At 64.9% G+C, this 22,010-nt stretch carries 22 protein-coding genes, 1 tRNA gene and 1 pseudogene; 17 read left to right on the forward strand and 7 right to left on the reverse strand.

Annotation, left to right across the window (positions count from 1 at the left end):
* A pseudogene (locus LCF60_RS15305) lies at positions 1 to 498 on the forward strand (Ppx/GppA family phosphatase); the annotation flags it as partial.
* Positions 499 to 502: 4 nt separating this feature from the next.
* On the opposite strand, the gene aroQ reads toward LCF60_RS15305, so the two are convergent.
* A complete protein-coding gene (aroQ, locus tag LCF60_RS15310; RefSeq protein WP_292292930.1) occupies positions 503 to 940 on the reverse strand; it encodes a type II 3-dehydroquinate dehydratase in 438 nt (145 codons plus the stop codon).
* 201 nt (positions 941 to 1,141) lie between these two features.
* Between aroQ and LCF60_RS15315 the strand changes: the two genes are divergently transcribed.
* From LCF60_RS15315 to LCF60_RS15330, 4 genes are read left to right on the forward strand one after another with little or no spacing between them, the layout of a single operon-like run.
* Positions 1,142 to 3,391 (forward strand): acyl-CoA dehydrogenase, encoded by a 2,250-nt coding sequence (locus LCF60_RS15315; RefSeq protein WP_292292931.1) that lies wholly within the window; start codon positions 1,142 to 1,144, stop codon positions 3,389 to 3,391.
* Positions 3,388 to 4,671 carry an acetyl-CoA C-acetyltransferase gene (locus tag LCF60_RS15320; RefSeq protein WP_292292932.1) on the forward strand — a complete coding sequence of 428 codons (1,284 nt, stop codon included), beginning with the start codon at positions 3,388 to 3,390 and terminating at the stop codon, positions 4,669 to 4,671. The genes LCF60_RS15315 and LCF60_RS15320 overlap by 4 nt, the downstream gene beginning before the upstream one ends.
* Positions 4,668 to 6,734 (forward strand): 3-hydroxyacyl-CoA dehydrogenase NAD-binding domain-containing protein, encoded by a 2,067-nt coding sequence (locus LCF60_RS15325; RefSeq protein ID WP_292292933.1) that lies wholly within the window; start codon positions 4,668 to 4,670, stop codon positions 6,732 to 6,734. The genes LCF60_RS15320 and LCF60_RS15325 overlap by 4 nt, the downstream gene beginning before the upstream one ends.
* Positions 6,735 to 6,741: 7 nt before the next feature.
* Positions 6,742 to 8,559, forward strand: a complete 1,818-nt coding sequence (locus tag LCF60_RS15330; RefSeq protein WP_292292935.1) for an acetyl-CoA hydrolase/transferase C-terminal domain-containing protein — start codon at positions 6,742 to 6,744, stop codon at positions 8,557 to 8,559.
* Between the two features lie 7 nt (positions 8,560 to 8,566).
* Here the strand turns inward: LCF60_RS15330 and LCF60_RS15335 are convergent, their stop codons facing one another.
* Positions 8,567 to 9,253, reverse strand: a complete 687-nt coding sequence (locus LCF60_RS15335) for a hypothetical protein (protein ID WP_292292936.1) — start codon at positions 9,251 to 9,253, stop codon at positions 8,567 to 8,569.
* Between the two features lie 479 nt (positions 9,254 to 9,732).
* Here LCF60_RS15335 and LCF60_RS15340 point away from each other — a divergent pair, with 479 nt between their 5' ends.
* Both LCF60_RS15340 and LCF60_RS15345 read left to right on the forward strand, forming a co-directional pair.
* The gene (locus tag LCF60_RS15340) at positions 9,733 to 10,887 is read left to right on the forward strand and encodes an HWE histidine kinase domain-containing protein (RefSeq protein ID WP_292292937.1); all 1,155 of its coding nucleotides are present in this window, start codon (positions 9,733 to 9,735) and stop codon (positions 10,885 to 10,887) included.
* Positions 10,884 to 11,258 carry a response regulator gene (locus LCF60_RS15345; RefSeq protein ID WP_292292938.1) on the forward strand — a complete coding sequence of 125 codons (375 nt, stop codon included), beginning with the start codon at positions 10,884 to 10,886 and terminating at the stop codon, positions 11,256 to 11,258. Before LCF60_RS15340 ends, LCF60_RS15345 begins: the two co-directional genes overlap by 4 nt.
* 230 nt (positions 11,259 to 11,488) lie before the next feature.
* Here LCF60_RS15345 and LCF60_RS15350 read toward each other — a convergent pair whose 3' ends face one another.
* Positions 11,489 to 11,689 carry a hypothetical protein gene (locus tag LCF60_RS15350; RefSeq protein ID WP_292292940.1) on the reverse strand — a complete coding sequence of 67 codons (201 nt, stop codon included), beginning with the start codon at positions 11,687 to 11,689 and terminating at the stop codon, positions 11,489 to 11,491.
* A 237-nt stretch (positions 11,690 to 11,926) separates the two neighbouring features.
* Between LCF60_RS15350 and LCF60_RS15355 the strand changes: the two genes are divergently transcribed.
* On the forward strand, positions 11,927 to 12,673 hold the full coding sequence (locus LCF60_RS15355; RefSeq protein ID WP_292292941.1) for a PRC-barrel domain-containing protein: 747 nt from the start codon (positions 11,927 to 11,929) through the stop codon (positions 12,671 to 12,673).
* A gap of 101 nt (positions 12,674 to 12,774) precedes the next feature.
* Here LCF60_RS15355 and LCF60_RS15360 read toward each other — a convergent pair whose 3' ends face one another.
* On the reverse strand, positions 12,775 to 13,191 hold the full coding sequence (locus tag LCF60_RS15360; protein ID WP_292292942.1) for a VOC family protein: 417 nt from the start codon (positions 13,189 to 13,191) through the stop codon (positions 12,775 to 12,777).
* Positions 13,192 to 13,279: 88 nt separating this feature from the next.
* Here LCF60_RS15360 and LCF60_RS15365 point away from each other — a divergent pair, with 88 nt between their 5' ends.
* The 6 genes from LCF60_RS15365 to LCF60_RS15390 all read left to right on the forward strand — a co-directional run bounded on the left by LCF60_RS15365 (position 13,280) and on the right by LCF60_RS15390 (position 17,976).
* Positions 13,280 to 13,765, forward strand: a complete 486-nt coding sequence (locus LCF60_RS15365) for a nucleoside deaminase (RefSeq protein WP_292292944.1) — start codon at positions 13,280 to 13,282, stop codon at positions 13,763 to 13,765.
* Between the two features lie 105 nt (positions 13,766 to 13,870).
* Complete coding sequence (locus LCF60_RS15370) at positions 13,871 to 14,626, forward strand: hypothetical protein (protein WP_292292946.1); 756 nt, start codon at positions 13,871 to 13,873, stop codon at positions 14,624 to 14,626.
* A gap of 167 nt (positions 14,627 to 14,793) precedes the next feature.
* The gene (locus LCF60_RS15375) at positions 14,794 to 15,765 is read left to right on the forward strand and encodes an AraC family transcriptional regulator (protein WP_292292947.1); all 972 of its coding nucleotides are present in this window, start codon (positions 14,794 to 14,796) and stop codon (positions 15,763 to 15,765) included.
* A gap of 103 nt (positions 15,766 to 15,868) precedes the next feature.
* Entirely contained in the window at positions 15,869 to 16,696 is an 828-nt protein-coding gene (locus LCF60_RS15380) for an NAD(P)H-binding protein (protein ID WP_292292948.1), read from the forward strand.
* Between the two features lie 32 nt (positions 16,697 to 16,728).
* Positions 16,729 to 17,145 (forward strand): DUF4345 domain-containing protein, encoded by a 417-nt coding sequence (locus LCF60_RS15385; protein ID WP_292292949.1) that lies wholly within the window; start codon positions 16,729 to 16,731, stop codon positions 17,143 to 17,145.
* Positions 17,146 to 17,202: 57 nt separating this feature from the next.
* Positions 17,203 to 17,976 carry an anthrone oxygenase family protein gene (locus LCF60_RS15390; RefSeq protein WP_292292951.1) on the forward strand — a complete coding sequence of 258 codons (774 nt, stop codon included), beginning with the start codon at positions 17,203 to 17,205 and terminating at the stop codon, positions 17,974 to 17,976.
* On the opposite strand, the gene LCF60_RS15395 is transcribed toward LCF60_RS15390, so the two are convergent.
* On the reverse strand, positions 17,901 to 18,686 hold the full coding sequence (locus LCF60_RS15395; RefSeq protein ID WP_292292952.1) for an SDR family oxidoreductase: 786 nt from the start codon (positions 18,684 to 18,686) through the stop codon (positions 17,901 to 17,903). The two genes, LCF60_RS15390 and LCF60_RS15395, sit on opposite strands and share 76 nt — an antisense overlap.
* A 48-nt stretch (positions 18,687 to 18,734) precedes the next feature.
* On the reverse strand, positions 18,735 to 19,715 hold the full coding sequence (locus LCF60_RS15400; protein ID WP_292292954.1) for an NAD(P)-dependent alcohol dehydrogenase: 981 nt from the start codon (positions 19,713 to 19,715) through the stop codon (positions 18,735 to 18,737).
* A gap of 104 nt (positions 19,716 to 19,819) precedes the next feature.
* Between LCF60_RS15400 and LCF60_RS15405 the strand changes: the two genes are divergently transcribed.
* Together LCF60_RS15405 and LCF60_RS15410 are read left to right on the forward strand one after the other, a co-directional pair.
* Entirely contained in the window at positions 19,820 to 20,698 is an 879-nt protein-coding gene (locus LCF60_RS15405; RefSeq protein ID WP_292292955.1) for a LysR family transcriptional regulator, read from the forward strand.
* Positions 20,670 to 20,912, forward strand: a complete 243-nt coding sequence (locus tag LCF60_RS15410) for a hypothetical protein (RefSeq protein ID WP_292292956.1) — start codon at positions 20,670 to 20,672, stop codon at positions 20,910 to 20,912. The genes LCF60_RS15405 and LCF60_RS15410 overlap by 29 nt, the downstream gene beginning before the upstream one ends.
* Before the next feature lie 19 nt (positions 20,913 to 20,931).
* On the opposite strand, the gene LCF60_RS15415 is transcribed toward LCF60_RS15410, so the two are convergent.
* Positions 20,932 to 21,021, reverse strand: a tRNA-Ser gene (locus LCF60_RS15415).
* A 148-nt stretch (positions 21,022 to 21,169) separates the two neighbouring features.
* Between LCF60_RS15415 and LCF60_RS15420 the strand changes: the two genes are divergently transcribed.
* Complete coding sequence (locus LCF60_RS15420; RefSeq protein WP_292292957.1) at positions 21,170 to 21,991, forward strand: DUF2059 domain-containing protein; 822 nt, start codon at positions 21,170 to 21,172, stop codon at positions 21,989 to 21,991.
* Positions 21,992 to 22,010: the final 19 nt, after the last annotated feature.

The raw sequence follows: 22,010 nt of genomic DNA on the forward strand, positions 1-22,010 counted from the left end.
GTGGACTGGATCAGCGTTCCGCTTGGCGTGGCGACCCTGCGCGATCAGTTTTCGGACGTGGAAAGCGATTCTGCCCGCTATGCGCTGATGAGCTGGTATTTCGAGGAAAACCTGGCCGAATTCGCGCCCTACAAGGACGAGCAGGCGCGCGAGGGGTTCCAGATCGTCGGCACCAGCGGAACCGTGACGACGGTCGCGGCCAGCCATCTGGGCCTCAAGCGCTATGACCGGACCAAGGTGGACGGGCTGCGCATGACCTCGGACCAGATCGAGAAGGTCATTTCCGGCTACCTGCGGCTTGGCCCCGAGGGGCGTCGCGCCGATCCGCGGATCGGGCTGGACCGGCAGGCGCTGATCATGTCGGGCGCGGCGATCCTTCAGGCGCTGTTGCGGTGCTGGCCGACAGACCGCCTGTCCGTCGCCGACCGGGGCCTGCGCGAAGGGCTGCTTTATGCCCAGATGTCCGCCGATGGCGTGCTCGAGGACGGCGCGTTCTGAGGCGTCAGCCCAGAAGGCTGATCACCCGGCGCAGCGCCAGTTCGTAACCTTCGATGCCGAACCCGGCCAGCACCCCGTCGGCGCGACCCGACACGAAGGAATGATGCCGGAAGGCCTCGCGCTTGTGCACGTTGCTGATGTGGACCTCGAATACCAGCCCGTCGAAGGCGTTCAGTGCGTCGAGAATGGCCACCGAAGTGTGGGTGAAGGCACCGGGATTGATGATGATCGCCTCGGCGCTGTCGCGCGCCTCGTGGATCCAGTCGATGATCTGGCCTTCGTGGTTCGATTGCATCGACCGCAGGCCCAGCCCGGCCGGTTTCGCCAACGCCTCGCAACGCTTTGCCACATCCTCGAGCGTGTCGGCACCGTAGATCGCGGGTTGCCGTTTGCCCAACAGGTTAAGGTTGGGTCCGTTGATCAGAAAGACGGTCTTAGTCATGGCGCGGCTCCAAACGTGGTGCGGTAGCTGTGCCAGCTTGACGTGACGGGTGCAAGCCGCGCCCCTGTTCCGGCCGCGACCGGGTGCCTTGAATGTGACAGCGGCAAAGTCCCGCGAGCGGCGGCGGGGGAACCAGCACGGCCCGATTCACGTTGATCCGCCATGCGCATTGTCGCGCATCGACAGACACGCGGGAGCACCATGGCGGACATTCGCAAGACCTGGCTGACGCGGCCCATTCATGCCTGGGCGAAAAAAGCGTTGCCGACCCTGTCGAAGACCGAGGCCGACGCGCTTGACGCCGGTGAGGTCTGGTGGGAGGCCGAGCTGTTCTCGGGCGATCCCGATTGGGACAAGCTGCTCGACGTGGCCACGCCCGAACTGACCGATGAAGAGCGCGCCTTTCTCGAAGGGCCCTGCGAAGAGCTGTGCGCGATGATCGACGACTGGACGATCAACCACGCCGACGCCGATCTGCCGCCCGAGGTCTGGGACTTCCTGCGGCGCAAGAAATTCTTCGGCATGATCATCGACAAGGATCACGGCGGGCTTGGCTTTTCGGCCTATGCCCATTCCGAAATCGTGCGCTACATCTCGACCCGGTCGGTGGCGGCGGCGGTGACCGTGATGGTGCCCAATTCGCTTGGACCGGGCGAATTGCTGCACATGTTCGGCACCGAGGCCCAGAAGGACCACTGGTTGCCGCGTCTTGCCGACGGGCGCGAGCTTCCGGCCTTCGGTCTGACCAGTTCCGAGGCCGGGTCGGACGCGGCGTCGATGCTCGACGAGGGCGTGATCGAGATGGGCGACTGGCAGGGCGAACAGGTGCTTGGCATCCGGCTCAACTGGGCCAAGCGCTATATCACGCTGGCGCCGGTCTGCACCGTTCTGGGCCTTGCGTTCAAGCTGCGCGATCCGGACGGCCATCTGGGCGGGTCCGAGGATCTGGGCATCACCTGCGCGCTGGTGCCTGCCGATCTGCCGGGGGTCGAGACCGGGCGGCGGCATATCCCGTCAAGCACGATGTTCATGAACGGGCCGACCACCGGCAAGGACGTGTTCATCCCGCTCGACCACATCATCGGCGGGCCGGACTATGCCGGGCAGGGCTGGATGATGCTGATGAGCGCGCTGGCCGCCGGGCGCGGCATTTCGCTGCCGTCGATGGCCTGCGCCGCGATCTCGATTTCCGCCCACACGACGGGCGCCTATTCTCGCATCCGCCAGCAATTCGGACTGCCCATCGGGAAATTCGGCGGTATCCAGGCGCGCACCGCCCGCCTGGCCGCGGATGCCTACGCGATGGAAAGCGCGCGGCGGCTGACCTGTGCCGGGCTTGACGAGGGGCGTGCGCTGTCGGTGATCTCGGCGATCATGAAGGCCCACGCGACGTTCCGCATGCGCGACGCGATCGACGACGCGATGGACGTGCATTCCGGCAAGGCGGTGATCGACGGGCCGTCGAATTACCTGCTGCCGCTTTACCGCGCGGTTCCGATCGGGATCACCGTTGAGGGCGCCAACATCGTTACCCGGTCGCTCATCATCTTCGGGCAGGGGTCGATCCGCGCGCATCCGCATATCCTTGACGAGATGAAAGCGCTTCAGATCGACGACGAGGCCGAAAGTCTCGATGCCTTCGACCGTTCGTTCTGGGCGCATGTCGGCCACAGCCTTCGCACCGCCGGACGCAGCATTCTGCGGTCGTGGTCCGGATCGCGGATGGGCACCGCGCCGTTTCGTTCGGGTGACGCCGCACCGATCTACCGCGAATTGTCGCGCTGGTCGGCGTCTTATGCGCTGGTCGCCGATATCGCCTTCCTCACGCTTGGCGGCGGGCTGAAGCGCAAGGAGATGATCTCGGGGCGGATGGGCGACATCCTGTCGGAAATGTATATCCTGTCCGCCGCGTTGAAACGCTGGCAGGACGATGGCCGCCCCAAGGCGGACCTGCCTGTCCTGCGCTACGCTGCCCAAAGCGCGTTCCGCAATATCCGCGCGGCGATGGACGATGTGCTGCAAAACCTGCCCGCCCGCTGGGCGGCCTGGCTGGGCCGGGCGATGACGCTGCCCGGGGGGGCGGCGCGTGGACCGGATGATGCGCTGACCGAAACCTGCGCCGACCTGGTCTATGCACCGTCGGATACGCGGGATCGCATCGTCGGGCGGCTTCACCCCGGATGCGCCCGCGACGGCATTGCCCAGCTCAACGACGCCTGGGCGAAGGTGACCGCGCTCGAGCCGGTGATGAAGACGCTGCGCGAGGCCGGACACAGCCCCGACAGCGCGCTTGAAGCCGGGCTGCTGTCGCAGTCCGATCACGCCGAAATCCGGGAGATGGAGCGCGCGGTGGCCAGCGTGATCGCCGTGGACGATTTCACCCCCGAGGCGCTGGCCCGCTACTTTTCCGGGCTTGCCAAGGATCAGGACAACAAGGTGGCAGCGGAATGACACGACCGGTTTACCTCGTCGATGGGGCGCGGACGCCCTTCCTCAAGGCCGAGGGCAAGCCCGGCCCGTTCACGCCGGTCGATCTGGCGGTGCAGTGCGGTCGGCCGCTTCTGGCCCGTCAGCCGTTCGACCGGCATATCTTCGACCTGGTGATCCTTGGCTGCGTCAATGTGATAGCGGACGAGATGAACCCCGCGCGGGTGGCGGCTCTGCGGCTCGGGATGGGCGAAGAGATGGTCGCCTTCACGGTGCAGACCAATTGCGGGTCGGGGATGCAGTCGATCGACACCGCTTTCCGCTATATCCAGGATGGCACACACGAGATGATCCTCGCAGGTGGCACCGAGGCGCTCAGCCATGCGCCGCTGGTGCTGCGCCAGGAGGCGGTGGAATGGATGGGGGCACTGCGCGCCGCGAAGTCCCCGATGCAGCGCGCCAAGGCCGCGGCGGGGATCAAGCCGCACTATCTCAAGCCGGTGGTCGGGCTGGAACGCGGGCTGACCGACCCGATCACCGAGCTCAACATGGGGCAGACCGCCGAAGTGCTGGCCCACCGGTTCGACATCGACCGCAAGACCGCCGATGCCTATGCGATGGAAAGCCACCACCGGCTTGCGCATGCGCAGAGCGAAGGCTGGCTGAACGACGAGGTCATGCCCGCATTCGACCGGGACGGCGCGGCCTATGACCACGACACCGGGGTTCGGCCCGACAGCGACATGGCCGGGCTGGCAAAGCCCAAGCCGGCCTTCGAGCCTCCGTTCGGCAAGGTCACCGCCGGCAATGCGAGCCAGATCACCGACGGCGCGTCATGGGTGATCGTGGCGTCGGAAGAGGCGGTCGAGGCACATGGCCTGACCCCGATGGCCCGGATCGTGGACAGCGAATGGGCGGCGCTTGATCCGTCGGTGATGGGCCTCGGCCCGGTCCTGTGTTCGACTCCGCTTGCGCAGCGCAATGGGCTTGGTGTTGCCGATGTCGACCTGTGGGAACTGAACGAGGCGTTCGCGGCACAGGTCCTGTCCTGTCTTGCCGCGTGGCAGGACGCGGATTTCTGCCGCGACGTGCTGGGGCTCGAAGAGGCGTTCGGACAGATCGACCGGGACGATCTGAATGTCGACGGGGGCGCGATTTCGCTGGGTCACCCTGTCGGAACGAGCGGCAACCGCATCGTGCTGCATCTTGCAAACGCGATGCAGCGACGCGGCGATGTCAAGGGCATCGCGACGGAATGCATCGGCGGCGGCCTGGGTGGCGCGATGCTGCTGGAGGCGACATGACGGGACCGGTACTTGAGCATCTGGGCGAGATGAAGATGGAACTTGGCCCGGCCCACGAGACCGCCCATCCCTGGCGGCGGGGCGAGGCTGACGGGATTGTCTGGCTGGCGCTGGATTGCGAGGGCACGGGCACCAACACGGTGTCCGAGGCGGTGATCGCGGCGCTGGAAACCGAGTTGGAGGCCCTGGAACAGGACACGCCACGCGCGCTGGTGATCCGGTCGGCCAAGGAAAACGGCTTTGCGGCCGGGGCCGATATCGACAGCTTCGCTGACCTGAGCGATGCCGGTGCCGCCGAGCTTCTGAGGCGCGGCCACGCGGTTCTCGACCGGCTTACGGCGCTTGGCTGTCCAACCGTCGCGGTGGTGCACGGGGCGGCGCTTGGCGCGGGGTTCGAACTGGCGCTGGCCTGCGACTGGCGGATCGCGGTGGATGGTGCCAGCTTTGGCTTTCCCGAGGTGAACCTGGGTCTGCATCCCGGTCTGGGGGGCACGTTCCGCCTCACGGGTCTGATCGACCCGCTGGAGGCCATGACGCTGATGCTGACCGGCAAGACGGCGCATACCGGAAAGGCGAAATCGCTGGGAATCGCCGATGTCGTCACCGAGGAACGCCATGTCCGCGCCGCCATCGACGCCATCATCGACGGCAAGGTCGACCGGGATGGGCCGGGCCTGAAGGCGCGCGCCTTTCAGGTGGACCAGGCACGCCGCCTCGCGGCACAGCGCATGCACCGGGAGACCGAAAAGAAAGCCCCGCAAGAACATTACCCGGCACCACACGCGCTCATCGACATCTGGGAAGAGCACGGCGACGATCCGGACAAGATGCAATCGGCCGAAATCGAGAGTTTCGCCCACCTTCTGGGCACCGACACGTCGCGCAACCTGCGCCGGGTGTTCTTTCTGCGCCAAGGGCTCAAGGAGAACGCCAAGGGGAAAGACGGGATCCATTATGTGCATGTGATCGGGGCTGGCGAGATGGGGGCAGAGATTGCCGCCTGGGCCGCGATCCGGGGCAAGCGCGTGACGCTGGGCGATGTCGATCTCAAGCCGCTCGGCAAGGCGGTCAAGGCCGCCTCCGCGCTGTGCAAGGACACGCATCTTTCCGCAGTCGAGACCCGGGACGTGCTTGACCGGCTGATGCCCGATCCGAACGGCTATGGCCTGAAAAACGCCGATCTGGTCATCGAGGCCGCGCCGGAAGACCCGGACCTCAAGGAAAAGATCTATGCCGATGCCGGTGAGCGCATGAAGAAAGGCGCGATCCTGGCCAGCAATACGTCGAGCCTGCGGCTTGCCGATCTTGCCAAGGGCGCGCCGGATCCGTCCTGTTTTGCCGGGCTTCACTTCTTCAACCCGGTGTCGAAGATGCAGCTTGTCGAAGTGGTGCGCCACGACAGCACCGACCCTGACGTCGCGGAGCGGCTTTCGGCCTTTTGCGGCACGTTGGACAGGCTGCCGGTTCCGGTCTCCGACTACCCCGGATTCCTGGTGAACCGCGCCCTGACTCCGTATTTGATGGAGGCGATGGTGTTGATCGACGAAGGCGTTTCGCAAGAGGTCATCGACACCGCCGCGATGCGCTTCGGGATGCCGATGGGGCCGGTGGCGCTGGCCGATCAGGTCGGGCTCGACATCTGCCTGCACGTGGCCGAAAGCCTGAAGGGGGCGCTGGACAAGCCAATGCCCGAGATCAGCCCGCGCTTGCGTGGCAAGGTTGAGGCGGGACAGACCGGCAAGAAGGCGGGGCAGGGCTTTTACGATTGGTCCAAAGGCACCCCGCGTCCGGATAGCGAGGATAGCGGCCCAGGCGACCTGACCGACAGGTTGATCCTGCCGATGCTCGATGCCTGCATGGAATGCCTGCGCAAGAACGTCGCTCGCAATGCGGACGAGGTTGATGGCGCGATGATCTTCGCGACCGGCTTCGCGCCCTTCCGGGGCGGCCCGATGCACTATGCCGAGGCGCGGGGCCATGACGACATCAGGACCGCGTTGCAGGCGCTTGCCGACCGTCACGGCGACCGGTTTGCCCCCGATCCCGGCTGGACCGACGACTGACAGGCCAATGCGAACGACCGACCCCAAAGCCGCCGCGGACGAGATCATCGCAGCGACAGGGGGCGACATCCGCGTCGCCCTGCCGCTTGGCCTTGGCAAGCCGGTCACGTTGATCAACGCGCTGGTCGCGCGCGCCTGCGAGGATCCGTCGATCCGGTTGTCGATCTTCACCGCGCTTACCCTGGAACGGCCAAAGCCGTCTTCGGACATGGAAAGACGGTTTCTCGAACCGGCGATGGACCGTCTTTTCGGAGCCTATCCCGAACTGCTTTACGCACGGCTTATGCGCGAAAACCGGTTGCCCGCGAATATCGAGGTGGCCGAATTCTTCCTTCTGGCAGGTCGCTGGCTGGGTGTCGCCCCCATGCAGCAGCGGTATATCTCGGCCAATTACACCCATGCGCTGGACGTGCTGGTGAATCGCAAGCCCAATGTATTGGTGCAGCTTGTCGCCGAACGGGACGGGCAGTTCAGCCTGTCGAGCAACACCGACATTTCCGCAGACCTGTTCAGGCTGCGCCACGCAGGACAGATCGACTTTCTGGCGGCGCTGGAACCGCATCCGGAGCTGCCTTTCATGGAAGGCGAGGCTGCGGTCCTGGCCGGGGACGAGGCGCAGGTGGTCCTCGACACAGGCGACAGCTTCGAGCTTTTCTCGGCGGTGCGCCGCCCGGTCAGCGATGCCGCCCACGCCATCGGGCTTCACGTTTCGGGCCTGATCCCGGATGGCGGCACCTTGCAGATCGGCATCGGGTCGATCGGAGACGCGGTGGCGCATGCGCTCTTGCTGCGGGATCGCGGCGCGGTTGGGGCCATCCGCTCGGATTGCCCGTTTCCCGTCAAGGGATCGGATGACGGGCGGTTCGAGATCGGCCTGCACGCGGTCACCGAGATGCTTGTCGGCGGATTGCTGGATCTGTTCGAAAAAGGCGTGGTGCGGCGCGAGGTCGACGGGGTGGCGATCAATGCCGGGTTCTTCGTGGAAACCCGGGATGTCTATCGCCGCCTCCGCGAGATGCCGCCTGAGACCGGTGCAAGGATCGCGATGCAACCCGTCAGCTTTACCAACCAGCTTTACGGTGACGAGGCTGCCAAGCGCGCCGCCCGCGTCGATGCGCGTTTCGTCAACGGCGCGATGCAGGTTTCCTGCCTTGGAGACGTGATGTCCGACGCGCGTTCCGACGGGCAGGTCGTCAGCGGCGTCGGCGGGCAGTTCAACTTCGTCGAGCAGGCTTTCGCCCTGCACGGCGCACGGTCGATCATCACGCTGCCATCGACCCGAAAGACCCATGGCAAGACCGTCAGCAACATCCGTTGGGAGGTCGCGGCGACAACGGTTCCGCGCCATATGCGGGATATCGTGGTCACCGAATACGGCGTCGCGGACCTGCGTGGTCAGCCCGACGCGACCGTGATCGCCCGGCTGATCGCCATCGCCGACAGCCGTTTTCAGGACAAGATGATCGCAAGGGCGAAATCGGCGGGCAAGCTGCCGGGCGATTTTGAACTGCCTGAGGACGCGCGGCACAACCGGCCCGCGCGGCTGGCCGAATGGCTTGACGGGCATCGCGACCGGCTTCCGTCCTTTCCGTTCGGAACCGATTTCGACGAGACCGAGCGCAGCCTTCTGCCGGCGCTTGAAAGGTTGCAGCACGAGGCGGCCACTTCGCGCGGCCGATTGATATTGCTGTGGGCGGCGTTCGGCGCGCGGGCGCATCCGCAAGAGCGCGCATTGATGGCGCGCATGGGGTTTGAGAGGGCGCGCAGTCTCGACGCGCTTGCCCTGCGCGGCGCGCTTCGTCGCGAGGCGCAGGGAGCGTCCTGACCGGCGGTCAGTCGAAAAGGGTGCCGAGGTCGATCTTCAGAAGGCCCACCGCGAGCGGAACCGGCGCCACGGCGAACAGGATGGTGAGAACCGTCTGCACCGGCAGGAACACCCGGCTCAATCCGGCGGTGAACAGGAGGCCGCCACCGCCCCCCAGCAGCACGTTGCCGGGCATGTTCACGAGGATCGCGAGCAGGGCATAGCGGTACCGGGAGGCTACCGGCCGCAGCCAGACGGGCGCCCGGGCGTGCAGGGCTTCGAGCCGCTGGGCGCGTGTCAGTGGCTCGACCGCGTCAAGCAGGCGGCATGCCTTGCGCAGATGCAGATCGTCGAAGACCCGGCGCAGCCGCGCATAGGGCACCCATTCGCCGGCGGCATAGGCCAGGGTCAGGCCCGCAACGGTCGAGATGTAGATGAACGGCGCGATCCAGGCGCCTTCCATCACCATGAGCGACAGCCCGATCTCGATGCCCGGCACAAACGGGACCGAGATCAAAAGCGCATAGGCCAGCAGGAAGACGACCAGCATTCCGATCCGGACCCGCTCATTTTCGAACAGGGCAAGGCCGGTGATCCAACCCATCAGGAGGTGCAGGCCGAACGCGAGTAGCAGGACGACAGATAGCCTGACAGCCACCCGGCACGCGCCGCCACAGCGGGCGCGGAGGCCCGTGGCCTTCGGATCATTCGCCATGCGGGATCCGGCGGCGGCCAAGGCGCCATGGTCGGTCAGCAGGACGGGCGAGGGCCGGGGGCCTGGGGATCGAGATGCACGTCATTGAAATCCTCCGGGACACGCATTTTCCCGAGCGTGGACGCCGTAAATCGAAAAGTCCGCATAGCTTTAGTAGCGGATGGCCGGTTAGCGGCACATCCATGTGATCGCCGAAACGTTGCGAAATGGCAATGCATCGCGCCCTGACCACGACGCACATTCATAAGCCGGACGCGACGCATGACCTGCGAACCCTCGCGCGCCGACGTCGTCAGGTGGCGAAGGGGTCGTCCAGAATGCCGACCACTTGCAGGATGAATTCGAATCATGAGGGAGGTTTTGTTGCCGTCCGCCGGGTCCGGTCGAGCAGCCCGACCGAAGTTCGCGTGCTCGAAAATGTGCTGGCTTGGTGGACCCGACAGCAAGGATCGGGCGTTGTATCGCAAAGGAGGTTTCGGATGACGGCATCGGAACCGCAGAAGGCGCATGAGCAACTGCGGCGGCAACGGGAAGTGCTCGCCGATTTCGGGTTGTTCGCCTTTCGCTGCGACGACATGGACGGGTTGCTGCACCGGGCCACCGAACTGGTGTCCGAAGCGCTTGGTGTGCCGCTCGTGAAAGTGCTGGAACACCGCCCGGAGCGGGGCGAGATGCTCGTGCGGAGCGGCGTCAACTGGCAGGAGGGGGTCGTGGGCCGGGAAACCTTCGGGGACCATGAGAAGTCTCCGGGCGGCTATGCCCTCAAGGCCGATGGCCCGGTCGTCTCGCCGGATCTCGATCTGGAGGATCGCTTCGAGACGCCGGACGTTCTGCGCCGCCACGGGGTGATGAGCATGGTCAACGTCGTCATCGCGGGCGAAGACGCGGCCTTCGGGGTTCTGGAAGTGGACGCGCGGGAACGGCGCGATTTCGGCGATGATGAAGTCGCGTTCCTTCGCACCTACGCGAACCTGCTCGCGGCGGCGATCGAGCGGCTCCGCACCCATGACGAGCTGCGCCGATCTGTGCGCGAGCAGGGACTGCTGGCGCGGGAGCTTGGACACCGGGTCCGCAACGTCCTCGGACTCGTCCGCGCCCTGGCCTCGCGGACCTCGGCGGAAGGTCGGACCGCAGAGGAGTTTCGCGCCGCCTTCATCGAACGATTGCACGCGCTGTCCGTCGCCGAAGGACTTGTCTTCGCCAGCACCGATGAACGGGTCGATCCCGAGGTTCTGGCGCGGGAGGTTCTCGCCCCCTACAGGCAGGACGGACCTGCAAGGCTCGTGATCGACGGAGTGTCGGTCAGGTTGTCGGCCCGGCAGGCGCGCATGTTCGGTCTGGCGCTTCATGAACTGGCGACCAACGCGATGAAGCACGGGGCGCTCGGCGTGCCCGACGGTTCCGTACGGCTCGACTGGCACATCGAGGATGCGGAAGAGACCCAACGCCGCCTCTCGATGACATGGCAGGAAGCGAACGGACCCGAGATCACGCCACCGGAACGAAAGGGGTTCGGTACCCGGCTGCTGGAGGATGTCGTCGCTCATGAACTGAACGGCGAGGCGGAACTGGATTACGCCCGCCGCGGACTGACCTACCGCCTTCGGTTTCAATTGGAAGGTGACCAAACATGAACCATGACATGCGAGCTACACTGTCCGGCAAGCGGGTTCTCGTCGTTGACGATGAATGGCTGATTGCGCTGGACGTCCAGGATATCATCGAGGGCCTCGGATGTTCGGTCATGGGGCCGGTCGCATCCGCCTCGGCGGCGTTGGAACTGATCTCGACCGATCCCCCCGATTGCGCTGTTCTGGATGTGCACATTTTGAACGGAACGTCGGAACCGATTGCCGCGGCCCTGCAAAAACGGGGATGCCCATTCGTCGTCGTGACGGCCTATCAGCGAAGCCATCTCACCGGAGCGCTTTGCGACGCGCCGATGTTGATCAAGCCGATCGACGAAAGGGAGCTTGAACGAACGCTCGCCGGTCTTGTCCGATAACGCGCGGTCGGCGCGTCCGGATGTCGGCGCATGACATTTTGAGAGCCACGCATGCGGTGCACCCGGCCGCTGTGTCGCCGGGATGTACCGGCGTCAACAGAAGCGCGGATATCGGCCTTCCGTATTCTTCGCATGACCGGGGAATCGCATCACGCGCGCGCCCTGCCGTGCCGGCTGTGGTCGACCCGGACAATCAAGACCGTGCCGTCGAGATCACCGCGGGGGCAGAGTCAGCCTGTCCGTATTTCGCGTTCAGGCACTTCGGGCGGAATGCTTGGCGGCTGTTCGGACGGGGGCTCCGGCACATCCTCGGGCGGAATGTCCGGTGGTGTTTCCACCGGCGGCTCCGGCACGTTCTCGGGCGGCAGATCGTCCGGTATCTCGGATGGCGGCCGCGGGGGGTCGGGTTCTTCCGAGGCAACATGGGACATGACAGACCTCCTTTCGATCCAGCGCGTCTTGATTGAGGATCTGACGTCAAACGATCTCCGGCCCGGCTTGGTTCCTGCGCCGAAGTCGGTTTGCCGGTCGGGACCGGCCTTCGACTTTCCCAGTCGGTCAGTAAGCTGGGGGCGACCATTGAGGTGCGGTTGGAGGCGCCACAGGAACCACAACGGCGCAAATCGGTTCTTCGATGGAGGGACAAGACAGACCGAGGAGGTAAGCACATGACACGATTTGCACGCCGAACAATTGCAGCAAGCACCCTTGCGCTGGTTGCCGGAGGCCCGGCCCTTGCCCAGGATGACACGGTACGGGTCCTGGCCGAATGGCGCTACGACACGCTTTATGCCGAGGGCTGGAGCGTCGAGAACATGTTCGACATGACCGAGGTCATCGGGGACAACGGTGAGGTGATCGGCGATGTCGAGAACGTCATCTTCAGCAACGATGGCGAGGTGCTTGGCATCATCGCACAGGTCGGCGGCTTCTGGGACATTGCCGATACGCATGTCCATGTCCCGTGGGACGACGTGACCATGCAGTCTGGCATCCAGCAAGTGCAGGTTCCCGTCACAGAGAACACCGTCGTCAACTATGATGTCTTCGGCGGGTATCCGGATGACGAGCAGGTCGTCACTGCCGACGATACCGGGACCACCCAGCCCGTCAGTGACGACCTTGCCGCCGGCTCGGGTATCTTCAAGGCGACGGACCTCATGGGGGATTATGCCTATCTGTCGGACGACACGCCTTATGGATATGTCGCCGATCTGATCATTCTCGACGGGTCGATCTCGGCCATCGTCAGCGATGCGGCTCCATACGGACGGCCCGGATATTATGCATATCCCTATTCTCCATATACCTATCGCGGTGGCATGATGAGATATGACATCCCGTACTTTGCGAGCGAAGTGGATACGATCGAAGAATTCGACTACGAAAACCTGCAGTCCCGCGTGGCCGAGTAGGCCCGGGGTTGAGCCCGAACAACTCACCTTATGGCGCAAGACCGGATCGGGTAGGGCAGGTCACTGGTTCCGAGGTCGGTCGGGCCGACTGTGCGCCCAGATCAGAAGCCGGGCCAAAGCCCGGGCGAGGTGGCCAGTTCCAGAAGGTTGGCATCGGGATCGCGGAAGTAGACGCTTGTCCCACCGCGCTTCCAGCCTGTCCGGCCTTCGATGGCGACCCCGTGGGCGGCCAGGTGATCTTCCCAGTCAGGCAGGGCCTCATGCGAACAGGCAAAGGCCATGTGAAGCCGTCCCATGCCATCATGCGGCGGGATGATCCCGCGACCGGTATCCACGGGCTCCAACGTGCCATGACGAATGAACAGCAGCAGGACGCTTGCGCCGTTCACGTCATAGGCACAAAGCCGGTCCGATTTCATCAGTGACGGCAATTGCATCACGGTTTCGTAAAACGCGGTCGCGCGATCCATGTCGTCCACGTAAAGCGCCGTTTCCAGTATCGAGTCGAGTTTGGGCATGGGTATGCTTCTGTTGCGGAAAGTCCTGCACAGGGAACCGATCCCGCCCGTGCGAGGTTCCGTAGCCGGCGCTGGGAAAGGAGGCGGCATGTCCGGGAGCGAACTCAAGACGAGCGACGTCACGCAGGCAGAACGCGATGCGCTGCGGGAAGCAATCAGACGTGCTCTCGATGCGCACCGGGTCTCCGGACGAACCGGGATCGTCGCGGCAATCCTGCGCGAAGACGCGGTTGTCGTCACCGCAGAGAACCAGGTCGATCAGGAAACCGACCCGACCCGCCACGCCGAGATGGTGGCACTCTCGCAGGCCACGGCGCAACTGGGGCGCAAGGATCTGTCTGACTGCACACTGGTCTCGACGCTTCAGCCTTGCGAAATGTGCCTGGCGGCGATGCGGTTCGCCGGGATCCAGCGCGTGATCTTTGCAGCGACGCAGGACAAAGTGGCGGGGAAGTATTTCGTTTTTCCGAGGCTCGGCATCGAAGATTTCAAGGCCGCGGGGGATCGCTTCAGCACCGTCGGCGGGGTCATGGAACCGGACGTGCTGCATCTTTATGCCGAGGGTAGCGAGTAGCGTCTGACATCCGTCCGCGCACATGGCGAAGGCGTCGTCGGCATATCTCCGCTCATTGCCCGTCAGGTCGTTGGAAACAAAGTGCCGCTCAAGCGCTTATCAGTCATGAAGTCGCGTCACGCCCTCAAAATGGATCAGGACCTTCTCCCGGCGCTGAAGCCGGGGTCTGCTGGGTTGCCCGGTCTTGGGGTGACGGGCGTGCTGGCCAGCATACCCGCCGGGATCATTTCATTCATAGGACTCGCCACAGGGGGCGTGCCGTTTGGTCAGGCATTGGTGATCACCATCGGCGTGCAGCTCCTGGTCATCCTCTTCGTTCTGGCGTTCGGCTACTGGCAGGTGTCATCGAATGACAGGATGGGTTTGCCCATCCCGGAGCTTGACCAGGAAAACCTGGAAGAATCCGGACTCTGGCGGGTCTATCCGAGCGACGCCGCCTTTGAAAACGCGGTGCGCGTGGGCCTGATCGCGCCGAACACCGGGCAGAGCCGCAGCATTGCGAATGTTCTCGCCGAACTTGGCGGGGAGGTTCACCATTGCACGGACGCAGATGCAATGTTGGCATGCGTGAAAGCTCAGCCTGGAGACTGGACGCTTGTGCTGTTCGATCTTGAAGCCGCCCCTGATCTTGACACCGCGGTAGACGATCTCATTGATTTCAGGAACGATCTTCCGGGCATGCCTGTCTTGCTCGTGACGAATACCGTCGCACGAAATGATTTCTCGAGCCACAGGAAGTCGATTGGGGATGCCACCTTGCGCAAGCCGGTCTTCCGGAAACAGCTGGTCGAGGCCATTGACATCATCGGGGTGGAATTCCCCTATTTCGCGATGGCGTCTCCGAAAAAATCGTTGTCGTGAAGACAGGATCGCTGCCGATCCGTAGAGCGCTTTGAGACCGCTCACTCAGAGACGGTGGCCAGCCCGGACGCCTTGAAATAACACCGGCCTTTAAGGACTTTGTGCCAGGCGTCGCCCGACGTAAGTTACCTGACATGGGGTATGTCACGTCTCTCTTCGCAAGAAAGATGGTGGCCGCGGCAGGGGCGGACCTCGACGCGCGCGCGCTTGTGGCGTCCATCGGCCTCGATCCTGACGGGGCGTGGGATCCAAAGGCGATGCTGCCCGATACGACCTATTACGATCTGCTCGAACGGATCGCGGGTTTGACGGATGTCACCGACCTGCCGTTGCGCGTGGGTGCGTCCATGCGGCTGGACGAGTATGGCGCGTTGGGACTGGCCTTCAAGGCGGCCACCACGCTGGGTGCGTCTTATGCCCGGGTCGAACGCTACGCGCGGCTCTGGACCAGCGTCGTGGATTACGAATTGCGGCCCGATCGGCGCGGCACGTTTTTCGTGCTGCACCGCTCGGGCGCGCGACGCCTGGGCCTTCGGCTGTCGAACGAAGCGACGCTGGCGAGTTCGGTCTCGCTCGCCCGGCAGGTCAGCCGGGACCCTGTCACACCCCTGGAGGTCCATGTGCAGCATGGAGCCCCCGGATCGGTCGCCGCACATGAGGACTGGTTCGGATGCCCGGTCTGTTTCGGATCCGACATCGACGCCATCCTGTTCTCGCCGGAGACGCTTGCACAGCCGAACATCCTTGGTGATGCGGGAATTTCCCGGTATCTCGCCTCGCATCTCGAGGCAGAGCTGGCTGAAATCTCCGAAGAGGTGACACTGGTCAGCCAGACGAAGGATGCCATCGCCCAGGCGCTCAGCGAGGGTGCGCCCAAGATGGCCGACATCGCGCGCGGCCTCGGGCTCAGTGCACGGTCCTTCCACCGTCGGCTGTCCGAGCACGGGATGAGCTTCCAGACCCTGACCGAACAAACCCGGCGTGAACTGGCCGAAGGGCTCTTGCGCGAAGACGGGCACTCGCTGGCCGAGATCGCGTTCCTGACCGGGTTTTCCGAACAAAGTGCATTCACCCGTGCCTTCAAGCGCTGGGTCGGCATGACGCCGGCAAGTTACCGGAAGGCACGCGCGGGCCTGTGATCCGCCTTGGCGGCGGCGGTCAAAACGCTGGCAACGCCGGTCAATACGCATGCCGCGGCAATCGCCTATCCCTTGGTCGTCAACATGAACCAGGGAGAGACCCATGCAAGACCAACCCATCGTCGTCATCGGAGCCACCGGCAAGACCGGATCGCGCGTCGCCACCCGGCTTGAGGCCAGGGGCCACGCCGTCCGCCGCGGCTCTCGCAATTCCGCCACGCCCTTCGACTGGGAGGCGCCCGAGACCTGGGCTCCAGCCCTGAGCGGGGCGCGCGCGGCCTATGTCACCTACTTCCCCGATCTGGCCTTTCCCGGCGCGGTCGAGAAGCTCGAGTCGCTCGTCGAGACAGCAAAGGATGTCGGCGTCGCGCACCTCGTGGTGCTGTCGGGCCGGGGCGAGCACCATGCACGGCTGGGCGAGGAGATCGTGCGCAACTCGGGCGTCGATTTTACCATCGTCCGCGCCGCATGGTTCGCGCAGAACTTTTCCGAGGGCTACCTGCGCGATCCGATCCTCGCCGGAGTGCTGCCAATGCCTGGCGGTGACATCGCCGAGCCGATCATCGACATCGAAGATATCGCCGATGTCGCGGTCGCTGCCCTGACCGAGGAAGGCCACCGGGGCGAGCTTTACGAGGTGACCGGCCCGCGCCTGATGACCTTCGCCGACATGGCCGGGGACCTGTCAGAGGCGACTGGCCGACCGATCCGGTACCTGCCCATCAGCTTCGAGGACTTCCATGCCCACGTCGCACAATCGGGCGGGGATTTTGTCGCCGACGTCTTCACCGCCATCGCCCGCGAGACGCTGGACGGGCGGAACGCGCATACAACCGACGGCGTGATGCGCGCCCTCGGCCGGCCGCCGCGCGACTTCGCCGACTTCGCCAGAGGCGCGGCCCGCGCGGGCGCTTGGGCCAGCGCCGCCTGATCCGCAACACATCCCTATCGAAAGGACATACCATGACCCTTACACGTCTTCAGAAGATCGCGCTCGGCATTGCGGGTGTCTCGGCGCTCGGCATCGGCACCGCGATCACCATTACGCCGCACGCGTTCTACGAAAGCTACGGGATCGCGCTCGGGTCCGACCCGAGCCTTCTGAGCGAGTTGCGCGCGCCCGGTGCCGGTCTGGCCGCCCTCGGCGCCGTCATGCTGGCGGGTGTCGTCCGGCGTGCCCTGAGCGGGGTGGCTCTTGTCGCGGCCTTCGTCGTGTTCCTCGGCTTTCCCGCCGGACGTCTCGTCGGCCTCGCCCTCGACGGCATTCCCTCGACAGGGATCCTGGCCGCGCTTGGCTTCGAACTGGCGGTCGCGGCGCTCTGCCTCTTTGCGTTCCGGCCCGATATCGGGCGCGCGGGATCGCGTCTCGCCCTGCGCTGAACACTTTACCGCGGCGGGCCGGGTCCGCCGCGGTCCGCACATCAAGGAGTCCTTCTCATGTCCCCGTTCTTCTTCATCCTGATGCAGTTCGCCATCCTCGCCTATGCGCTGGTCGGCGGCGTCTTCCTCGCCTTCTCAGATTTCATCATGCGGTCGCTGTCGCTGACCGGCGGGGTCGGTGGCGTGGAGGCGATGCAGGTCATCAACCGCGAGGTCTTTCGCTGGGTCTTCATGGCCCTTTTTCTGGGGATGGCGGCCCTGTCGCTTGTCGTTGCAGGCTACGGAGCGGTCAACCTCACCCATCCGTCGGGCGCGCTGATCCTGCTTGCCGGGCTGGCCTACCTGATCGGCTGCTTCGCCGTGACGGTCTTTTTCAACGTGCCGATGAACGAGGCCCTCGACAGCATGGACCTGACTTCGGAGGCCACGCGCGCCTATTGGACCGGCACCTACCTGCCGCGCTGGACCTTCTGGAACAGTGTCAGAACACTGGCCTGCTGCGCTGCCGCAGCCCTGCTGCTTGTCGGCCTGCTTTGGTCAACCCAATCTCAGCTGCGGGTGGCACAAGCGCAGGCTCACCTTCAAAGACCCGCTCAAGAGGCCGCGGGCTCCGGGCTCCGCACCCGACCCGGCAAAGGTGATGACGAAATGGGCCAGGCCAGCGCATCGGTTTCGGCGCAAAAGGGCGGGCTACAGCCGCAGATCGGCCCTGGTGTCAGTCCTTCGGAAATTGCGTGGGGCAGGCGGGTCCGCGTTCAGTCCGCCTTGGGGGCTGCGGCCGATCCCGCAAGCAGCCCGCCGTCGACAGTCAGTTCCGTTCCGGTCATGTAGGCAGCCTCGTCCGAGGCAAGCAGAAGGGCGATGGCCGCGACCTCTTCCGGCGTGCCGAACCGGCGCATCGGAGTGTCCGCGACAAAAGCTGCCATGCGGGCGTCGCGGTCCGGTCCGTCGCCCAGCATCGGCTCCCACATCGGCGTCAGGATGGCGGCGGGGTGGATCGAGTTGCAGCGGATGTTCAGCCCCTGTTCGGCACAATAGAGCGCAACCGACTTCGTATGGTTGCGCACGGCGGCCTTGGACGACGCATAGGCCGCCGCCGCCGGGATGCCCACAAGCCCGGAGCGGGACGAGATGTTGATGATCGATCCGGATTCCCCGGCGCGCATCGCACCGATCGCATAGCGGCAGCCAAGGAATGTGCCATCGAGGTTCACCGCATGGACGGCCCGCCAGTCCGCCAAGGTGGCATGCTCGGGATCGTGCGGACGGATGGCCTCTTCGAAGCCGGTGATCCCGGCGTTGTTCACCAGCACGTCGCACGCGGGCCAGGCTGCGGCAAGGTCGTCCCAGTCCGCCTCTGATGCCACGTCGAGACGCAGATGATCCCCGCCGATGTCCCTCGCGACCGACGCGGCGAGGTCTTCGACCTTGTCCGTCACGACCACCCTGGCCCCTTCGCGGGCGAAAACCCGCGCGATGGCCGCGCCGATCCCGCGACCGGCGCCCGTGACGATGCAAAGCTTCCCGCCCAATCGTGCCATAAGGTTCTCCTTCCATTCATGTCCTGTTCAGATGATCGAGCCCAAACGTCAGACGACGACCACGTTTCCGCGCTTGTGCCCGGTTTCCACGTGCACATGCGCTTCAACCAGATTGGCCAAAGGATAGACGCGGTCGATGACCGGGGCCAGCTTGCCGTCGTCGGCCAGCTCGATCAGCGTGCCGAGCATCAGGCGAAGCACATCCGGCTTCAGCATCCCTGTTGCCGAGAAGCGGGCCTTGCGCGTGCCCGCAATCGCGGTGCGGACCATCGCGCCGAGTATGCCGAGTCCCAGGACCGGGCACACGTACCGGCCGGACCGTACAAGGCTGCCCTTGGCCTCGGCAAAGGACGAAACGCCCAGCGTGTCATAGATCACGTCGTATCGGTCGGACCCGGCTGTGAAATCCTCCGTCATGTAGTCGATGACCCGGCCTGCCCCAAGCGCGGCGACCATGCCTGCATTGCGGGCGCTGCAAGTGCCGGTGACCTCGGCACCCATCACGGCGGCGATCTGCACCGCTGCGCTGCCGAGGCTGCCCGAAGCGCCAAGGATCAGAACCTTCTGCCCGGCGCGCAGTTCAGCCACCTCGCGCAGGAAATTCAGCGAGGTGAGCGGCCCGTCGCACATGACGGCGGCTTCCTCATGCGACAGGCTCGCGGGTTTCGGCATCAGCACAGCGTTTTTGCTCAGGCAGATATGGCTGGCATTGGCACCAAAGCTCAGCCCGGCCTCACCGAAAACGGCGTCGCCGACTGCGAAACGGGTCACACTGTCGCCGACGGCAACCACATCGCCAGACAGGCAGGTGCCGACGAGATTCTGGCGCGGCCGCCGCAAGCCAAGGAACAGCCGCGCAAAGCGCGGGGTGCCCGCGCGCATCATGCCGTCGGCGCGCGACACGGCAGAGGCGCGGATGCGGATCAGCACCTCGCCGGGGCCGGGGGTCGGGATGGGGCGGCTGACGGGCGCGAGCATGTCGGGTGCGCCGTAGCGCCGAACGCTCCATGCGGTGAGGGTGGCAGTCATTGGGGTCATCCTTCGGGTCTGTTGACGAGGAGTGTTTACCGAGCCAAAATCAATCCAGAAACTGACCAAAATGAACCGCATCGGTTCGAAAGTGAACCGCACCCATGGATTGGAAATCTCTTCCCGCCTTTCTTGCCGTCGCCCGTGCAGGCTCCCTGCGCGCAGCCGCAGAACAGACCGGCGGCACGCATGCGACCGTGCGCCGGCAGGTCGAAGGGCTGGAGGCGCAGCTGGGCGTACAGCTTTTTCGGCGCAGCGCGGGCGGGCTGGAGTTGTCGGCGGCGGGCCGCAAGCTGTTGCCGCAGGCGCTCGAGGCCGAGACCGCGTTGCGGCAGGGGTTCAACGCCGTGCGCGGGCTCGACAGCGAGGCGTCGGGCCGCATCCGGCTCTCGGTCGATCCAATGACAGCGCATTTCCTGCTGGCCCCGGTCCTCGGCGAGTTCCTGTCGCTCTATCCGGACATCCACATCGACATGAACCTGTCCTACGAGATCGACTCGATCGAGAAGCTGGAGACCGACGTGTCGATCCGCCATGTCCGCGACCTGACCGGCGACGCCGTGGGCCGCAAGCTGTTCCCGCTGTCGATCGGCGTTTTCGCCGCGCGCAGCTATATCGACCGCATGCTGCACGATGCCGGGCCGCGTGGAGAAGGTCTGACATGGCTCGGCTACGGCGAGGTGCCCGAACTGCAGGCGATGATCGCCGCTTCGCCGTTTTCGCGCGCGACGGTGCGCCATGCCATCCCCGATCCGGCCATGCACCTGCACCTCGCGCGGGCCGGGGCGGGCATGACGTTCCTCGCCGCTTGGGTGCAGAGCGTCTTTCCCGAATTGCAGCGGGTCCCCGGGACGGCCCTTGATCAAAGCCGGTCGACCTGGGTGCTGATGCATGGTGATCTGCGCCGTGTGCAACGCGTCCGGCTTTTCGTCGATTTCCTGTACGAAAGCCTGCTTGAGCGGCGCGCCGATTTCATCGGCTGACAAGAGCCGGGGATTCGCCACGGATGGTTTCGCGATGATGGCGCGGTCCGCGACGCTGGTCGCGTTTTTCCGGGCCAAGATCCTGTGGGCGCACCGGCATGAAATGCTTTCGGTTGGCCACTGGTCTGACGGATTTGCAGGATTTCAAGAGCGCCCGCCGGGCTGGGGACCGGCGGTTGAAGCCTGGCGTATTGAATACGATGAGAAATTCTAGCCTGCTGGCCCAGACGTAGTGGCGGAGAGACAGGGATTCGAACCCTGGGACCCCGTGAAGGGTCAACGGTTTTCGAGACCGCCCCGTTCGACCACTCCGGCACCTCTCCGCGGGGGTCTGGAGGGGCGTTTAGCTTTTGCGTCGGGCGGGCGCAACCTCTATTTCGCGCTTCTTTGTGCGGGCCTTGCCTGCAGCTTCCGGTTGGAATTCCGTCGCTCGCAACATACCTATTGAAGAAGACAACCGGGGAGTCGGCAATGATCCGCAACATGATGACGACGGCAGCGACGGGGCTGGCGATATTCGCATGGTCGCTTCCGGCGTGGGCCGCGCCGACGGATGAACTTCTGGACGCGCTGGGTGTGCCACAGATCATCGAGATCATGCGCGCCGAAGGCATGGAATACGGTGACACCCTGGCCGAAGACATGATCCCCGGCGGCGGCACCGCCAACTGGCAGGCCACCGTGTCGCGCATCTATGACGAAGACCGGATGCTGGCCACGGTCCGCGAGACCTTCGCCTCGGAATTCGGCGATGCCGATACGGCGCCGCTGATCGAATTTTTCGACTCCGAAACCGGTCAGGAGATCGTCCGCCTCGAGCTCAGCGCCCGCGAGGCGATGCGCGCTTCGGAGATCGAGGACGCCGCCCGCGCGACATTCCGCGATCTGGAAGGAACGGATTCGGAGACGCTCGCCGAGATTGCCGAATTCGTCGACACGAACGACCTTGTGGAAGCGAACCTCGTGGGCTCGCTCAATGCAAATTACATGTTCTATCTCGGGCTTGTGGATGGCGGCGCGCTGCAGATGAGCGAGGGCGACATCCTGGCCGAGGTGTGGTCCTCGGAAGAAGAGACCCGGGTCGACACGCGCGAATGGGTCTACGCATTTCTGTTGATGGCCTATCGGCCGCTCGAGGACGGGGTGGTCGAAGAATATACCGACCTGTCCCGCACCGCGCCGGGCCGCGCCTTGAACCGGGCGCTCTTTGCCGGGTTCAACACGATGTATGACGACATCTCCTACGCGCTCGGAATGGCCGTGGCGCGGGAAATGCAGGTGCAGGAGCTTTGAGCCCCGAAGCCCGTTGACA

Origin of the sequence: Marivita sp. (assembly GCF_020055635.1) — a bacterium.
Taxonomy (GTDB): domain Bacteria; phylum Pseudomonadota; class Alphaproteobacteria; order Rhodobacterales; family Rhodobacteraceae; genus Marivita.

Coding starts and splice junctions, on each gene's coding strand:
- aroQ (WP_292292930.1), bottom strand. CDS start 940: ATGACTAAGACCGTCTTTCTGATCAACGGACCCAACCTTAACCTGTTG.
- LCF60_RS15315 (WP_292292931.1), top strand. CDS start 1,142: ATGGCGGACATTCGCAAGACCTGGCTGACGCGGCCCATTCATGCCTGG.
- LCF60_RS15320 (WP_292292932.1), top strand. CDS start 3,388: ATGACACGACCGGTTTACCTCGTCGATGGGGCGCGGACGCCCTTCCTC.
- LCF60_RS15325 (WP_292292933.1), top strand. CDS start 4,668: ATGACGGGACCGGTACTTGAGCATCTGGGCGAGATGAAGATGGAACTT.
- LCF60_RS15330 (WP_292292935.1), top strand. CDS start 6,742: ATGCGAACGACCGACCCCAAAGCCGCCGCGGACGAGATCATCGCAGCG.
- LCF60_RS15335 (WP_292292936.1), bottom strand. CDS start 9,253: ATGGCGAATGATCCGAAGGCCACGGGCCTCCGCGCCCGCTGTGGCGGC.
- LCF60_RS15340 (WP_292292937.1), top strand. CDS start 9,733: ATGACGGCATCGGAACCGCAGAAGGCGCATGAGCAACTGCGGCGGCAA.
- LCF60_RS15345 (WP_292292938.1), top strand. CDS start 10,884: ATGAACCATGACATGCGAGCTACACTGTCCGGCAAGCGGGTTCTCGTC.
- LCF60_RS15350 (WP_292292940.1), bottom strand. CDS start 11,689: ATGTCCCATGTTGCCTCGGAAGAACCCGACCCCCCGCGGCCGCCATCC.
- LCF60_RS15355 (WP_292292941.1), top strand. CDS start 11,927: ATGACACGATTTGCACGCCGAACAATTGCAGCAAGCACCCTTGCGCTG.
- LCF60_RS15360 (WP_292292942.1), bottom strand. CDS start 13,191: ATGCCCAAACTCGACTCGATACTGGAAACGGCGCTTTACGTGGACGAC.
- LCF60_RS15365 (WP_292292944.1), top strand. CDS start 13,280: ATGTCCGGGAGCGAACTCAAGACGAGCGACGTCACGCAGGCAGAACGC.
- LCF60_RS15370 (WP_292292946.1), top strand. CDS start 13,871: ATGAAGTCGCGTCACGCCCTCAAAATGGATCAGGACCTTCTCCCGGCG.
- LCF60_RS15375 (WP_292292947.1), top strand. CDS start 14,794: ATGGTGGCCGCGGCAGGGGCGGACCTCGACGCGCGCGCGCTTGTGGCG.
- LCF60_RS15380 (WP_292292948.1), top strand. CDS start 15,869: ATGCAAGACCAACCCATCGTCGTCATCGGAGCCACCGGCAAGACCGGA.
- LCF60_RS15385 (WP_292292949.1), top strand. CDS start 16,729: ATGACCCTTACACGTCTTCAGAAGATCGCGCTCGGCATTGCGGGTGTC.
- LCF60_RS15390 (WP_292292951.1), top strand. CDS start 17,203: ATGTCCCCGTTCTTCTTCATCCTGATGCAGTTCGCCATCCTCGCCTAT.
- LCF60_RS15395 (WP_292292952.1), bottom strand. CDS start 18,686: ATGGCACGATTGGGCGGGAAGCTTTGCATCGTCACGGGCGCCGGTCGC.
- LCF60_RS15400 (WP_292292954.1), bottom strand. CDS start 19,715: ATGACTGCCACCCTCACCGCATGGAGCGTTCGGCGCTACGGCGCACCC.
- LCF60_RS15405 (WP_292292955.1), top strand. CDS start 19,820: ATGGATTGGAAATCTCTTCCCGCCTTTCTTGCCGTCGCCCGTGCAGGC.
- LCF60_RS15420 (WP_292292957.1), top strand. CDS start 21,170: ATGATCCGCAACATGATGACGACGGCAGCGACGGGGCTGGCGATATTC.